Source organism: Bordetella genomosp. 1 (assembly GCF_002261335.1).
Classification (GTDB): Bacteria; Pseudomonadota; Gammaproteobacteria; order Burkholderiales; family Burkholderiaceae_B; genus Bordetella.
On record NZ_NEVL01000002.1, the window covers coordinates 212,593 to 226,595 of the forward strand.

General features: G+C 69.3%; 17 protein-coding genes. 8 read left to right on the forward strand and 9 right to left on the reverse strand.

Going from position 1 to position 14,003, the window contains the following annotated elements; translation table 11 throughout:
* Positions 1 to 39: 39 nt before the first annotated feature.
* The gene (locus CEG14_RS06160) at positions 40 to 1,317 is read right to left on the reverse strand and encodes an amino acid deaminase (RefSeq protein WP_094825488.1); all 1,278 of its coding nucleotides are present in this window, start codon (positions 1,315 to 1,317) and stop codon (positions 40 to 42) included.
* A gap of 212 nt (positions 1,318 to 1,529) precedes the next feature.
* Here CEG14_RS06160 and CEG14_RS06165 point away from each other — a divergent pair, with 212 nt between their 5' ends.
* From CEG14_RS06165 to CEG14_RS26275, 4 genes are all read left to right on the forward strand, one after another.
* Positions 1,530 to 2,864 carry a replication-associated recombination protein A gene (locus tag CEG14_RS06165; RefSeq protein ID WP_094825489.1) on the forward strand — a complete coding sequence of 445 codons (1,335 nt, stop codon included), beginning with the start codon at positions 1,530 to 1,532 and terminating at the stop codon, positions 2,862 to 2,864.
* 42 nt (positions 2,865 to 2,906) lie between these two features.
* Entirely contained in the window at positions 2,907 to 4,256 is a 1,350-nt protein-coding gene (gene serS / locus CEG14_RS06170; RefSeq protein ID WP_094825490.1) for a serine--tRNA ligase, read from the forward strand.
* A gap of 281 nt (positions 4,257 to 4,537) precedes the next feature.
* Entirely contained in the window at positions 4,538 to 4,786 is a 249-nt protein-coding gene (locus CEG14_RS06175; RefSeq protein WP_094825491.1) for a hypothetical protein, read from the forward strand.
* Entirely contained in the window at positions 4,773 to 4,925 is a 153-nt protein-coding gene (locus CEG14_RS26275; RefSeq protein ID WP_176461399.1) for a hypothetical protein, read from the forward strand. The genes CEG14_RS06175 and CEG14_RS26275 overlap by 14 nt, the downstream gene beginning before the upstream one ends.
* A gap of 63 nt (positions 4,926 to 4,988) precedes the next feature.
* Here CEG14_RS26275 and CEG14_RS06180 read toward each other — a convergent pair whose 3' ends face one another.
* Both CEG14_RS06180 and CEG14_RS06185 read right to left on the reverse strand, forming a co-directional pair.
* Positions 4,989 to 5,315, reverse strand: a complete 327-nt coding sequence (locus CEG14_RS06180) for a virulence factor (protein WP_094825492.1) — start codon at positions 5,313 to 5,315, stop codon at positions 4,989 to 4,991.
* 231 nt (positions 5,316 to 5,546) lie between these two features.
* Entirely contained in the window at positions 5,547 to 6,017 is a 471-nt protein-coding gene (locus CEG14_RS06185; protein ID WP_094825493.1) for a hypothetical protein, read from the reverse strand.
* A gap of 124 nt (positions 6,018 to 6,141) precedes the next feature.
* Between CEG14_RS06185 and CEG14_RS06190 the strand changes: the two genes are divergently transcribed.
* Entirely contained in the window at positions 6,142 to 6,342 is a 201-nt protein-coding gene (locus tag CEG14_RS06190) for a hypothetical protein (RefSeq protein WP_176461385.1), read from the forward strand.
* A gap of 78 nt (positions 6,343 to 6,420) precedes the next feature.
* On the opposite strand, the gene CEG14_RS06195 is transcribed toward CEG14_RS06190, so the two are convergent.
* Positions 6,421 to 7,170, reverse strand: coding sequence for a GGDEF domain-containing protein (locus tag CEG14_RS06195; RefSeq protein ID WP_255032144.1), 750 nt, complete (start codon positions 7,168 to 7,170; stop codon positions 6,421 to 6,423).
* Between the two features lie 338 nt (positions 7,171 to 7,508).
* Between CEG14_RS06195 and CEG14_RS06200 the strand changes: the two genes are divergently transcribed.
* Positions 7,509 to 7,706: a hypothetical protein gene (locus CEG14_RS06200; RefSeq protein ID WP_094825908.1), complete on the forward strand. Its 198-nt coding sequence runs from the start codon at positions 7,509 to 7,511 to the stop codon at positions 7,704 to 7,706.
* Between the two features lie 32 nt (positions 7,707 to 7,738).
* Entirely contained in the window at positions 7,739 to 8,398 is a 660-nt protein-coding gene (locus CEG14_RS06205) for a thiopurine S-methyltransferase (protein WP_094825495.1), read from the forward strand.
* A gap of 121 nt (positions 8,399 to 8,519) precedes the next feature.
* On the opposite strand, the gene CEG14_RS06210 is transcribed toward CEG14_RS06205, so the two are convergent.
* The 5 genes from CEG14_RS06210 to folP form a co-directional block, all read right to left on the reverse strand.
* Positions 8,520 to 9,311, reverse strand: coding sequence for a fumarylacetoacetate hydrolase family protein (locus CEG14_RS06210; protein ID WP_094825496.1), 792 nt, complete (start codon positions 9,309 to 9,311; stop codon positions 8,520 to 8,522).
* Positions 9,312 to 9,392: 81 nt separating this feature from the next.
* On the reverse strand, positions 9,393 to 10,325 hold the full coding sequence (locus CEG14_RS06215) for a helix-turn-helix domain-containing protein (RefSeq protein WP_094825497.1): 933 nt from the start codon (positions 10,323 to 10,325) through the stop codon (positions 9,393 to 9,395).
* A gap of 74 nt (positions 10,326 to 10,399) precedes the next feature.
* Positions 10,400 to 11,407 carry a FecR domain-containing protein gene (locus CEG14_RS06220; RefSeq protein ID WP_256985594.1) on the reverse strand — a complete coding sequence of 336 codons (1,008 nt, stop codon included), beginning with the start codon at positions 11,405 to 11,407 and terminating at the stop codon, positions 10,400 to 10,402.
* Positions 11,407 to 11,934 (reverse strand): sigma-70 family RNA polymerase sigma factor, encoded by a 528-nt coding sequence (locus tag CEG14_RS06225; RefSeq protein ID WP_094825498.1) that lies wholly within the window; start codon positions 11,932 to 11,934, stop codon positions 11,407 to 11,409. The genes CEG14_RS06220 and CEG14_RS06225 overlap by 1 nt, the downstream gene beginning before the upstream one ends.
* Before the next feature lie 226 nt (positions 11,935 to 12,160).
* The gene (folP, locus tag CEG14_RS06230; protein ID WP_094825499.1) at positions 12,161 to 13,033 is read right to left on the reverse strand and encodes a dihydropteroate synthase; all 873 of its coding nucleotides are present in this window, start codon (positions 13,031 to 13,033) and stop codon (positions 12,161 to 12,163) included.
* A gap of 210 nt (positions 13,034 to 13,243) precedes the next feature.
* Between folP and CEG14_RS06235 the strand changes: the two genes are divergently transcribed.
* Positions 13,244 to 13,993 carry a sulfite exporter TauE/SafE family protein gene (locus CEG14_RS06235; protein WP_094825500.1) on the forward strand — a complete coding sequence of 250 codons (750 nt, stop codon included), beginning with the start codon at positions 13,244 to 13,246 and terminating at the stop codon, positions 13,991 to 13,993.
* The last annotated feature ends 10 nt before the right edge of the window (positions 13,994 to 14,003 follow it).

Consider the following 14,003-nt stretch of genomic DNA (forward strand, 5'->3'; position numbering starts at 1 on the left):
GTTGGTCTCCGGTGAGGGACTACAACAAACTGCCAGGGGTCAGAAATAGGTTTCGGCGATGCCGGTGACGGTGTGGCTGTCGTCGATCAGCAGGATCTGGCGCCACTTGTCGAAGGTCAGGCAGGGATGCGAAATGTCGAAGGCGATCATGTCGCCCACCGCGATGTCGTCGCCGGGGGCGATTTCCATGAAGGCGTGCTGATCCATTATGGCGGTGAGTTTCCAGTGGGCCGGGGCGGCCTGCGGCGCCGGGGCCTCGCCGCCCGGGCGATACACGGTGGCGGGCACCGGCAGGCCGGCGTCGAACGCCGCGTCGCGCTTGCCCAGCGCCACGATGGCGCGGCCGGGCTCGGGCACGGACTGCACATAGGCCCACACCTGCAGGGCGGGCAGCAGGCCGGGGGCGAGGCGCTGCGCGACCGGGTTGTGCGCGGCGATGCGCTCGGCGGCGCTGCGGTAGATGCCCACGTCGTGGCTCAGGTAGCAGCCGGGACGCAGCACGATCTCGAGCGGCTGGCCGATCTCCAGGCCGGCGAATTCGTCGGCCACCACGTCGAACCAGGCCGAGCCCGCGCCGGAGATCAGCGCGGGGCCGTCCTGGCGCAGACGGCCGTCGGCGGCCAGCGTGCGCAACGTGGCGGTGGCGCGTTGCAGGAAGGCGCGGATGTCGGCCTCGTTCTGCAGCACGCCTTCATAGACTTCGATGCCGGCCAGCGCGAGGGCGCCGGGCCAGCGCGCCAGCTCGTCGAGCACGGCCTGCAGTTGCGCCTCGTCGCGCACGCCGTTGCGGCCGCCGGCCACGCCGAGCTCGATCAGCACCGGCAGCGTCTGCCCGGCGCTTTGGAAGAAGGCGCCGAGCTGCGCGACATTGCGCGGCGAGTCGACCAGGCAATAGAACGAGAAATCGGAATCGCGCAGCAGGCGCGCGATGATGGCCATGTTGGCGCGGCCCACCAGCTGGTTGGCCAGCAGCACGCGGCGCACGCCGTGGTGATAGGCCGCCTGCGTCTGCGGGGCGGTGGCCAGCGTGATGCCCCAGGCGCCGGCGTCGATCTGGCGGCGGAACAGCGAGGGGCTCATGGTGGTCTTGCCGTGCGGCGCGAGCTTGACCCGGTATGCCTCCATGAATTGCTGCATCCACCGCAGGTTGTGCGCGACGCGCCGCTCGGACAGCACGGCGGCCGGCAGGCTCACGTCTTCGGCCAGCAGATTCCAGCCCAGGCCGGCAACCTGGGCGGTGGTACAGCCGGGCTCGAACAGGCCCAGGCCTTTGCCATCGGGGTCGAGCGGGAGGGGGCCGGGCAGCGGGGTCACCATGGCGCGTCCTTGAAAATTTTTACCATCAATCGACGATGGCGAAATTATCCTGAAAATAATTTACAGGCGGGAGTTGGGAGTTTCCCGTATCCGGCCCGCGTCAGGGGCCCCGACGCCCCGCACTGCGGGGGCGCCCGGCCGACCCGCGTGCTCATGGTGTAATTGAGGGTCCAAAGCCCCGTGCCGATTCCTGGATTTTTCTGCTGTCGCCCATGAGCAACGATCTTTTCGATGCCGATCCCACCCACCGGCCCTACGTGCCGCTGGCCGAACGCCTGCGGCCGCGCACGCTGGCCGACGTCGTCGGGCAATCGCATCTGCTGGGCCCCGGCAAGCCGCTGCGGGTCGCCTTCGACTCGGGGCGGCCGCACTCGATGATCTTCTGGGGGCCGCCCGGCGTGGGCAAGACCACGCTGGCGCGCCTGATGGCCGACGGCTTCGACGCGCAGTTCATCGCGATCTCGGCCGTGCTCGGCGGCGTGAAGGACATCCGCGAGGCGGTGGTCACGGCGCAGGTCGCGCAGGGGCAGGGCCGGCGCACCATTCTGTTCGTCGACGAGGTGCACCGCTTCAACAAGGCGCAGCAGGATGCCTTCCTGCCCTACGTCGAGAGCGGCCTGTTCACCTTCATCGGCGCGACCACCGAGAATCCCTCGTTCGAGGTGAACTCGGCCTTGCTCTCGCGGGCCCGCGTGTACGTGCTGCAATCGCTCTCGCCCGAGGAGCTCACGCTGCTGGTCGAGCGTGCGGTGGCCGCCTTCAACCAGGGCCGCGACGAGGCCGTGAGCTTCGATGCCGAGGCCGTGCAGCAGCTTGCCGCCTGGGCCGATGGCGACGCGCGCCGCGTGATCAGCGCGGTCGAGGTGGTGGCCGAATCGGCCGAGTCGGCCGGCCACCGCAAGGTCGACCCGGCCTGGCTCGAAACCGCGCTGTCGCAGAACCTGCGGCGCTTCGACAAGGGCGGCGACGCCTTCTACGACCAGATCAGCGCGCTGCACAAGTCGGTGCGCGGCTCGGCGCCCGACGCCGCGCTCTACTGGCTGGCGCGCATGCTCGACGGCGGCGCCGATCCCAAGTACCTGGGCCGGCGCATCGTGCGCATGGCCATCGAGGACATCGGCCTGGCCGACCCGCGCGCCACCGAGCTGGCCGTGAGCGGCGCCGACATCTACGAACGGCTCGGCTCGCCCGAGGGCGAGCTCGCGCTGGCGCAGGCGGTGGTCTACATGGCCTGCGCGGCCAAGTCCAACGCCGTCTACGACGCCTACAACACCGCACGCAAGTTCGCCACCGAACACGGCAGCGCGCCGGTGCCCATGCATCTGCGCAACGCGCCCACCAAGCTGATGAAGCAGCTGGGCCACGGCCACGCCTATCGCTACGCCCACGACGAGCCGCACGGCTACGCCGCGGGCGAGAATTATTTCCCGGATGGCCTCAACCCGCGCTTCTATCGGCCGACCGATCGCGGGCTGGAGGCTAAAATCCAGCAAAAGCTCGCCTTCCTGCGCGAGCTCGACGCGCAAGCGCGCGACAAAAAGCGCTGAAGGCAACCGCCTTCGCGCCCTTTCAACCCTAGATCCAACACCATGCTAGATCCGATACTGCTGCGCAAAGACCTGCAAACCGTCGTGGACCGTCTCCAAAGCCGGGGCGTCTCCTTCGACACGGAACGGTTCAACGACCTGGAGTCCCGCCGCAAGGCCGTCCAGACCGAGACCGAGTCCCTGCAGGCCCGGCGCAACGCATTGGCCAAGCAGATCGGCCAGCTCAAGGCCAAGGGTGAAGACGCCTCGGCCGTGATGGCCGAATCGCAGGCCGTGCCGGCCCGCCTCAAGCAGCTCGAAGAAGAGCTGGCGCTGCTGCAGCAACAGCTCAACGAGCTGCTGATGGCCGTGCCCAACCTGCCGCACGCCAGCGTGCCGGTGGGCGGCTCGAGCGACGACAACGTCGAAGTGCGCCGCTGGCTGCCCGCCGCGGCCGGCGCCGACGGCAATCCGGCGCCGCTGGGCTTCGAGCCGAAAGACCACGTTGCCGTGGGCGAGCCGCTGGGCCTGGATTTCGACACCGCGGCCAAGCTCTCGGGCGCGCGCTTCTCGTTCATGCGCGGGCAGATCGCGCGCCTGCACCGCGCGCTGGCGCAGTTCATGCTCGACCTGCAGACCGGCGAGCACGGCTACACCGAGTGCTACACGCCCTACATCGTCAACAGCTCCACGCTCTACGGCACGGGCCAGTTGCCCAAGTTCAAGGACGACATGTTCGCCGTGTCCAAGGGCGGCGGCGACGACGATCCCAAGGTCGACGAGCATGGCAATCCCTTCGTGCGCGAAGATCAATACCTGATCTCGACCTCCGAAATCACGCTCACCAGCGTCGTGCGCGACAGCATCGTGGCCGGCGCCGACCTGCCGCTCAAGATGACCGCGCACACGCCGTGCTTCCGTTCCGAGGCCGGCAGCGGCGGCCGCGACACGCGCGGCATGATCCGCCAGCATCAGTTCGACAAGGTCGAGATGGTGCAGGTGGTCGCGCCCGATCAGTCGTACGACACGCTCGAGCAGATGTGCGGCCATGCGGAAGAGGTGCTCAAGCGTCTCGGCCTGCCGTATCGCGTGATGCTGCTGTGCACGGGCGACATGGGTTTCGGCGCGGCCAAGACCTACGACCTCGAAGTGTGGCTGCCGGCGCAGAACACCTGGCGTGAAATTTCTTCCGTCTCGAACTGCGAAAGTTTCCAGGCGCGGCGCATGCAGGCGCGTTTCCGCGCCGCCGCCCAGGGCAAGCCCGAGTTCGTGCACACGCTCAACGGCTCCGGCCTCGCGGTGGGCCGCGCGCTGGTCGCCGTGCTCGAAAACTACCAGCAGGCCGATGGCAGCGTGGTGGTGCCCGAGGTCCTGCGGCCCTATATGGGTGGCCTGGCGCTGCTCAAGCCCTGAGCGGCACCCGCCAAAAAGAGAGCCCGGATGCGAAATCCGGGCTTTTTTTTGCCCGCTCGCCGGGCTTGGGCACGCTGCTTGCTCTAAGAGCTTCGTCTTTGTCGGTGGCAGTACGGAGCCCGGAGATCGCCATAATTCTGTCTTATGGCATTGCTAGACTCCTCGTACTGCTGCTATTGATGTGACAAATATGTACAAGCAATAAAAAGGGCCGCATCTTACGGCACAATAGCTATTGCTAGGCAGGTACGTCACCTTCATTTCAATAGAGGAAGCTAACCATGACTTCACGAATGATTGGCGATTTTCGCGTCCGTTGCAGTGTCGTTTCGCACGAGGACCGGGGTTTTAGCGTTCGCGTGTGGACGCGACGTGTCGGTGGTACCGCACCCGAGAAAGCCTGGGAGATCCCGGGTCTGGCAGCGTATGCCAGCGAGGGCGAAGCCGAGCAGGGAAGCCAGCAGATTTTCAAGAAAATCAATGGTGTACGTTTCAATGGTGAACCGGAGTTTGCACATGCGACCGCATAATGGCTGGTGGAAGACCTCCAGCACGCCGCGCCGCTGGCTCGATGCAGTCCGCGCACAAGACCCGCGCCAGGCCGATGAGGCCGTGACGCAGGTCCCCGTGCCGGCCATCAAGCCGCAGCCGGCTCAGGCCAACGCCTGAACCTGGGGCCTTCCAATGAAAAAGCCGCTCGATAGAGCGGCTTTTTTCATGCCTGTGTGAACCTCAGCGGCGCCAGCCCGGGCCGCCGTGACCATGGCCGTGGCCGCGGTAGTGTCCCGGGGGCGGGCCGCCGCGCCAGTGGCCGCGCGGGCCGCCGTAATAGACGGGCGCCGGATAGACCACGGGCGGCGCCACGTAGACGGGCGGGTGGTAATAGACCGGCGGGGGCGGCGGCGGGGCCACGTACACCGGCTGTGGTGCGACGTAGACGGGCGCGGGATAGACCACGCCCGGCAGGCCGATCGAAATCCCCACGTCGACCCGAGCCATGGCCGCGCCCGAGATGAGCAGTGCGGCGGCGCCGAAACCGGCAATGAGCGTCTTCTTCATATTTGTCTACCTTGCTGCCGGAGCAGCCGAGTGCGAGATGCGTTGAGGCTATTTTCGCGCTTTCGGGGCAGGCATTTGTACGAAACCCTGGGGCAATCGCGACAATCCGCAACGACGGCGGGCCCGGGATGCGGGGTTTTGTCGCGCCGCAGCAGGTGGGCGCCAGAGGGACCGCGGCGGCGCTGAAACCGACTGAAATCGACTGCAAGCCGCTGGAATCGGGGGCGGGAATTACATTCCCTCACCACCATCCTGGCGTGCCAGCCGGAAATCGAGCGCCCAGACCCAGGGATTGGCGCCCCAGGCGGCCTGGCCGTAGCGTTCCGACCACGCCTGGGCGAAGTCCTGCACCGAGGTGCAGGACTCGGCGAGCGCGTCGGCCGTGCTGATCGATTGCAGGCGCTGGACCCGGATGCCCAGCAGGAAGGCGTGGGCGAACGGCGTGCCGTCGAGCAGCGTGAGCGGCACCAGGCCGCCGGGGCGGCCGAACGGACAGACGATCCAGCCGGGCTGGTCTGGCAGGGCGCCGACGGCGGCGTCCTGGGCGAGCGCGAGCCAGCGTTCGGGACTGCGCGGATCGCAGTACCAGCGGCGGGTGTTGGGAGGCGGTTGGGGCTTGAGGATGCGGCGCGTCTGACGCCGGGTGCCGGCCAGGATGGCGGGCACCGAAGTCTGGGCGAACGGTAGCGCTTGCGCTTTCATTCGGGCTCCTGGGTCTCGCGCTGGAGTATGCACGAATCGTGCCCGCTTTGTCAGGCTGGGGCGTGCCCCAAGGATTTGTGCGTGCGCAAGCCCGGCCGCGGCGGCATGTCGGTATACTCGAACCATGACTACGCCACTGCCTCACGATCTCAAGCCCGGGTACTACTGGTACACCATGGAGAAAGACCCGCTGGCCATCATCCACATCCATGACGATGGCGGCGCCACGCTCATGGGCACCGACTTCCGCATGGAGCCCGAAGGGGTCGCCAGCATGGTCCGCCAGGGCGAACGCTTCTTCTGGATCGAGCCGCCCGCGGTCTGATTCGGCCACGCGCGGGGCGCGCTCGCGCCCGCCACATCTCCACTTTCCGCAAGCCGTGCGCGCCTGGCGCGCGCGGCATCAATGCTCGCGCCAGTCCGCCAGCACGACGTCGTTCTTGCCCGCCAGCTTGGCGCGATAGAGCGCGCGGTCGGCCGCGGCGTAGGCCTCGCGCCAGCCCGGCGTGACGTCGGGCGCCAGCCAGATCACCCCGAACGCGGCCGTCACGGCCGGCAGGCCATGCGCCGCGCCGATCTGGCCGAGCGCGCGCACGGCCTGCATCATCTGGCGCGCCTGCTCCATGGCGTCGTTGGGCGACGCGGCCGAACAGATCGCCGCGAATTCGTCGCCGCCGAGGCGGCACAGGCTGTCTTCGGCGCGGCGCAGGCGGCGCTGCACCGAGCGTGCCACCAGGCGCAGCAGGCGGTCGCCGGCGTGATGGCCATGCTGGTCATTGATGCGCTTGAAATCATCCAGATCGAACAGACAGAGCGCCACGCCTTCGGCGCGCGTGCCGGCCTGCAGCGCGCGGCGCAGCCGCGAGGCGAAGTAGCGCCGGTTGTAGGCGCCGGTCAGGTCGTCGGTGAGGGCAAGCGCGCGCAGGCGCGCGTTCTCTTCGTGCAGGGCCTGGAAGCGGGCGGCCAGCGCCGGCGTGAGGCCCAGCGGCCGGGCGCCGAGCGAAAGCGTGCGCGGGCCGATGCGGCGGCGGTCGCTGCCCGGCGGCGTGCCGGAAGGGGGGCGGTAGCGTTTTCGTGCGTCGGTCATGATGCATCGGGCCGCGCCGCGCGAGGCCATGGCGTGCATCGGCATGGCGCGTGCATTGCGGCTCATCCTGGTCTCGTCCATGTCTTGGTCTTGGGCTCGCTAGGGATGGCGATCTGGCGAGCGGGGCGTCGTCTGCAACGGCTTTTCTCTTCTGTGCGTGCGCCACGTGCGAGTCGCATCGCGGCAGGTGCAAGACTAAAGCGTTTCCAGTTGTAGCTGGCGCATGGCATCGTCAACAATTGCAAAGCAGTTCAGACCGCCGCGGGGCACGCGGGTTGCGGAGGGCGTGCCGGTCGGCCATCAGGCGGACGCGCGCGGCCACGGGCCGGCGCGTGGCGCGTTACCGGGCACGGGATGCAACCTGTGCTATATCTTGCAGGTTGTTTTCCCATGGGAGCGGTGTCTTGGCAGCGATTCGGGAAGGACGGGCGGTGAGGTTCGATGGCAAGCGCTATGAGTTCCTGACGGCCGAGCAGGCCATCGGTTTCGCCCGCTTCCTGGAGCAGGGCAAAATGCTGGAGCACGCCTGCCGCACCTGGAAGCCCAAGCGCATCCTGGCCGCCGACCCGTGTGCGATCCCGGACCCCCGTGGCGGCGAGTGAGCCGCCATTTTTCATTTGAGGAGCGACGCAGGATGGACGCCGAATTCTGGCTCGAACGCTGGCGTGATGGCCAAACGCATTTCCATCAGAACCGGGTGACCCCGCTGTTGCAGAAGTACTGGCCCACGCTCGAGGTGACGCCGGGCAGCCGCGTGCTGGTGCCGCTGGCGGGCAAGTCGCTCGACATGGTCTGGCTCGCGAGCCAGGGCCTGCAGGTGCTGGGCGTGGAGCTCGCGCGCCAGGCGGTGGAGCAGTTCTTCGACGAAAACGCGCTCACGCCCACGCGCCGCGAGACGCCGGCGGGCACCGTGTACGCGGCCGGCAGCATCGAGCTGCTGTGCGGCGACATCTTCGGCATGGACGCCGCGCTGTTGGGCAGCTGCGCGGCGGTCTACGATCGCGCCGCGCTGGTCGCGCTGCCGATCGAGATGCGGGCGCGCTACGTGAAGCATGTCTACGGCCAGCTCGCGCCCGATTACCGCGGCGTGCTCATCACGCTCGAGTATGACCAGCGCCGCATGGACGGCCCGCCGTTCTCGGTGGGCGACGGCGAAGTGCAGTCGCTCTATCGCGGCCACTCGCGCGCCACGCTGATCGACCGCCGCGACATCATCGAGAAGGAGCCCAAGTTCAAGCAGCGCGGGCTCGAACGCCTGGACACGCTGGTGTATCGCCTGGACGGCACGCGCTGAGCGGCGCGCCGGCGCATGAAAAAAAGGCCATCGGAGCGCCCGATGGCCAAACGCAATACCCCGGCGCGGCAGGAGCCTCCCGCGCCGGCGTGATACTGCGGCAAGTGTAGGGATACGCGCTTCAGACGATCTTGATGCTGAGCTCGGGCAGGCCATCGACGTGGGCCAGGATCACGTCGCCGCGCACGACCGGGCCAACGTTTTCCGGCGTGCCGGAATAGATGATGTCGCCGGGAAACAGCTCGAAGGCCTGCGACAGCCGCGCGATCTGTTCGGCCACCGACCAGATCATGTGGTCGAGGGTGGCCTGCTGCTTGGTGTCGCCGTTCACCTTGAGCCAGATGTCGCCGTGCTTGTAGTGGCCGGTCTGGGCCACGCGGTGGATCGGCCCGATCGGCGCGGCATGGTCGAACGACTTGCCGATCTCCCACGGCTTCTTCTGGTCGCCCATGCCGCGCTGCAGGTCGCGCCGCGTCATGTCCAGGCCCAGCGCATAGCCATAGACGCAGTCCAGCGCCCGCTCGACCGGGATGTCGCGGCCGCCCTTGGACAGCGCGGCCACCAGTTCCACTTCGTAGTGGTAGTTCTTGGTCAGGCTGGGATAGGGGTGATCGCTCACCTGACCCGGCGCCACGTACTGGATCGCATCGGTCGGCTTCTGGAAGAAGAAGGGCGGCTCGCGGCTGGGATCCGAGCCCATCTCGATCGCGTGCGCCGCGTAGTTGCGGCCGATGCAGTAGATGCGGCGCACCGGGAACACCTCGTCGCTGCCCGCCACCGGAATGGTCGTGGCGGCCACGGTGAAGGGCGTGCGCGGCGCGCTCGCGGCCACGCCGGCGCCCGGCAGCAGGGTGGCGCCGGCGGCCATCAGCGCGCCGGCAGTCAGGGTTTCGCGTTTTTTCATGTCGGTCATCTCTGTCTCCTCGTCGGTTCACAAGGTCATCTCGTTGTGACGACAGATTAGGCGCGCCCGGCACGCGCCACCTGGAGAGACTTACGCAATCCCTGGACGATCTTTGTGCCAGCCGGCGCCGGCCAGCGCGCGGGCGCGCCAGGCGGTCGGGCTCATGCCGGTGTGCTGGCGGAAGCGCCGCGCGAAGTAGGCCTCGTCGGCAAAGCCGCAGGCGTGCGCGATCTGGGCGACCTGCATGCCGCTCTGCCCCAACAGGCGCTGGGCCCGCGCCATGCGGCGTTCGGTGAGCAGCTCGACGAAGGTCTTGCCGGTCTCCTTCTTCAGCAGGTGCGCCAGGTAGTTGGGCGAAAGATGCGCCGCCGCCGCGGCCTGCGGCAGCGAGAGGTCTTCGGCCAGGTGATCCTGGAGGTGGCGGATCACGCGCCGCAGGCTCTGGCGCCGGCTGCTCTTGGCATGGCGCGCGGCCAGGTCCTGCAGCGCGCCGCCATGGCGTCGGCACACCAGCGCGATCAGCTGCAGCAGCAGCCCGCGCAGCTGCGAGGCGGCGCCGAAGCCGCGGTCCGGGTTGGCGGCTTCCATGTCGGCCAGCAGCGCCTGCGCCTGCGCGAAGTCGGCGGGCGCCAGCGTGAAGTCGAGATACTCCTGGAACAGGAAGGGCGCGAGCGCGGGCGCCTGGCTCACCGGCACGTCTTCCAGGTCGAGCGGATCCACCTTGAGCTCGGGCCAGAGAAAATCCTGCGCGAAATTCACGATCACGTAGCGCGAGCCGGGCGGATGGCGCACCAGGTGCACGCGATAGGGCAGCACGAAGCTCAGGGTGCCCGGCCCGAAGGGCCGCACGGTGCCGCCGATGCTTTGCTGCGCCTCGCCCGCCAGGCTCACCTGGATCTGGAAGTAGTCGTGGCGGTGCGGCTGCGCGAGCGGGTCGCGCACGAGCTGGCGGCGTATGTCGAAATCGAAATACGCCGCGCGTTCGGCCATGCCGTAGGTCTTGATGGAGGCGGCGCTCGCCATGGGGCAACCGGGGAAAGGGATCCGGCTCGCACGATACTCCGCGGCCGCGACCGATGCCAAGCCCCGCGGGCGGGTCAGCGGCGCGGCGTCACGCTGGTCCACCACGGCAGCGTCTGGCGCACCGTGATGGGCATGACCGAGGCCAGCATGTCGAGCGCGCGCGGCGCATCGTCGAGCGGGTAGCTGCCGAACACCGGCAGCCGTGCCAGCTCGGGGGCGAGGCTGATGTGGCCGCTGTGGCGCTTGCCCAGTTCTTCGACCACCCCGGCCAGCGTGATGCCGTCGGCGATCAGCACGCCCTGGGCCCAGGCGGCGCGCGCCGGGTCGGCCGGCGCCTGGCGGCCCAGGCCCGCCCGGCCCAGCCGCGCCTGCTGGCCGGCGCCCACCACGCCCAGGACGTCGTGGCCGGCGGCGCTGACCTCGACCGCGCCCTCATACACCGCGAGCAGCGTGTCCACGTCGTCGAGCCGGACCGTGAAGCGCGTGCCCAGCGCGCGCAGCCGGCCCTGCGCGGTATCGACGCGGAACGGCCGCGCCGCGTCGGCCGCGGTCTGGATCAGGATCTCGCCGCGCAGCAGCGTCAGCGTGCGGGCCTGGACGGTGTAGTCCACATTGAACGCGCTCTGCGCGTTGAGCCAGACCTGCGTGCCATCGGCCAGCACCACGCGGCGCGCGGGGCCGGTGCCGGCACGGTGGTCTGCGGTCCAGGCGGCCGTGAGCTCGGGCAGCGCGGTGTGGCGCCAGCCGAGCCAGCCGCCCGCCAGCGCGATGCCCAGCCCCAGCAGCACCTGGCGGCGGCGCCGCGGCGCATGTTCGTTGACCTGGCGCAGCGCGGCCACGGCGGCGTGGCCTTCGCCGCTGGCCTGGATCGGGGCGAAGCGCTGGCCGATGCGTTCGACGTAACGCCAGGCATGCCGATGCTCGGCCTGGGCGTCGAGCCAGGTCTGCCAGGCGGCGCGCTCGCGCGCCGTGGCCTCGCCCGAGCGCAGCAGCGCGAACCACTCGGCCGCGGCTTCCATGGCGGCGTGCGACGGCGCGGTGGCATCGGGCAGGGCGCCCGGCGAGGGGGGCGACGCGGGCATCACGGCGCGGCCCCGGCGTGGCGCGCCTCGAGCCGCATGCAGCAAAGCATGGCCTGCGCCACGTACTTGCGCACCATGCGTGACGACACGCCGAGCGCGTCGGCCACTTCCTGGTCGGTCATGTCGCAGGCCACCGCCATCACGAAGGCGCTGGCGGCCTTGGGCGGCAGGCTGCGCAGCATCGCGTCGATCTCGTGCAGCGCCTCGAGCGCCGCGGCGTGCTGTTCGGCCGACGGCGCGGTGGGCTCGGGCTGCTGCGCGAGCGCCTCCAGCCAGGCCTGCTCAAGGCTGCGGCGACGCCAGAAGTCCACGCACACGCCGTTGGCCACGGTGCGCAGGTAGCCCCGCGCCTGCGGCGCGTTCTCGAACTGGCGCGGCGCGGTCAACAGCCGCACGAACACGTCGTGCGCCAGGTCGGCCGCGTCGGCGGCGTTGCCCAGGCGGCGATGAAACCAGCTTTGCAGCCAGCCATGATGGTCGCCGTAGAGATGGGCAATGCGATGGGACGGGGTTTCCGTGACGCTCATGAAGGGGCAGGCCAGGGTGCCGGAGCGGCCCGCCGCATGCGGGGTCCGGGGGCCGCGCGTGGCGGCCTCAATGCAAATGCGAATGTTTATCGCTACTGGATTATTGCCTTCGCGGCGGCGCGTTGGCAATCCGCGCCGCCCCGGGGTGCGGCGAGCCCACAACACTGGGGGGGATTGAGACGGCCGTGTCATGCGCGCCGGCGGGCCCGGCGCGTTGCGCCCCGGATCAGCCGCGCTCGCTGCGCAGCAGAGCGTCGGTGAGCGCCAGCGCGTCGCGGCTCTTGCCCACGTCGTGCACGCGCGCGATGGCCGCGCCCCGGTCGCGCAGCAGCGAGGTCGAGATGGCGGTCGCCACGTCGCGCTCGCCGAGTTCGCGGCCGGTGAGCGCGCCGAGAAAGCGCTTGCGCGAGGTGCCCACCAGGATCGGCAGGCGGTAGCGCTGCAGTTGCGGCAGCCGTGCCATCAACGCGAGGTTGCAGTCCGGATCCTTGGCGAAGCCGAACCCCGGGTCGAGCACCAGTTGCGCGCGCGACAGTCCGGCCGCATCGGCGATGCGCAGCGAGGCATCGAAAAAGGCGAACTGGTCGGCCAGCGGATCGGCCAGCACCTCGCGCTGGCGGCCGGTGTGCATGATGACCACGCCGGCGCGGGCCTGCGCGGCGACCTCGGCGATGGCGGGTTCGCGCTGCAGGCCATGCACGTCGTTCACGATGTGCGCGCCCGCGGCAAGCGCCAGCCGCGCGGTCTCGGCGCGATAGGTGTCCACCGAGATCAGCGCGTCGGTGATGCGGGCCAGCGCCTCGATCACCGGCAGCACGCGATCCTGCTCCTCGGCGGCGCTGACCTCGGCCGCGTCGGGCTTGGTGGATTCGCCGCCCACGTCGAGGATGTGTGCGCCTTCGGCCAGGCAGGCGAGGGCGTAGTGCTCGGCCGCGGCCACGCTCGCCAGGCGTCCGCCATCGGAGAACGAATCCGGCGTGACATTGATCACGGCCATGATGATGCCGCGCGGCCCGAGCTCGAGCTGGCGGCCATGGGCGAGCGGCCACGTGACGGGCGCGTAGGGATCGTGATCGGGCAGGAGGGCGGCGTGGGTCATGGAGCACCTTCGATGTGAATCAGTGCAGATGATACCCACGCGCGGCGGGCGCGCGCGGGGTGCGGGGGCGTCGCGACGCCGCGCTATCGGACCAGGCGAGCGCGCGCCATGCATAAGGCTATCGGTATGGCCCGATAAAAAAACCTGATCCTGGCCTCATCGTCGCCGCCGATAATCCAGGCAACCCTAACGAGAAGATCGGGAGCAGCAGTGGAGACGGTATATCTCATCGTGGCCGTGGGCGCGGTGGTGGCGGGTTTCGTGCAGGGCCTGTCGGGCTTTGCCTTCGGCATGGTCGCCATGTCGTTCTGGGCCTGGGCGCTCGACCCGCGGCTGGCGGCGGCCCTGGCCGTGTTCGGCGCGCTGACCGGCCAGATCGTGGCGGCGCTGTCGGTGCGGCGCGGCTTCAGCTGGGCCTTGCTGCTGCCCTTCGTGGCGGGCGGCCTGCTCGGCATTCCGCTGGGCGTGAAACTGCTGCCGTATCTCGACATGCACTGGTTCAAGGCCGTGCTGGGCGGGTTCCTGGTGATCTGGTGCCCGGTCATGCTGTTCGCGCGCCACCTGCCGCGCATCACGGCGGGCGGCCGCCTGGCCGACGGCGCGGTGGGGCTGGCCGGCGGGGTGCTGGGCGGCATCGGCGGCTTCACGGGCACCCTTCCCACGCTATGGTGCACGCTGCGCGGCTATCCGAAGGACATGCAGCGCACCGTGATCCAGAACTTCAACCTCTCGATGCTGGCCGTCACGTTCGGCACCTATCTGCTGACCGGCATCGTCACGCGCGACATGCTGCCGTACTTCGCCATCGTGGCGCCGGCCATGCTGGTGCCAACGTTCCTCGGCGCGAAGCTCTACATCGGCATCAGCGAGGCGCGCTTTCGCCAGATCGTGCTGGGCCTGCTGACCGCCTCCGGCGTGGCCCTGCTGGCGGCGTCGGTGCCGCAGCTGCTGGCGCGCTAGCCGCTGCGGC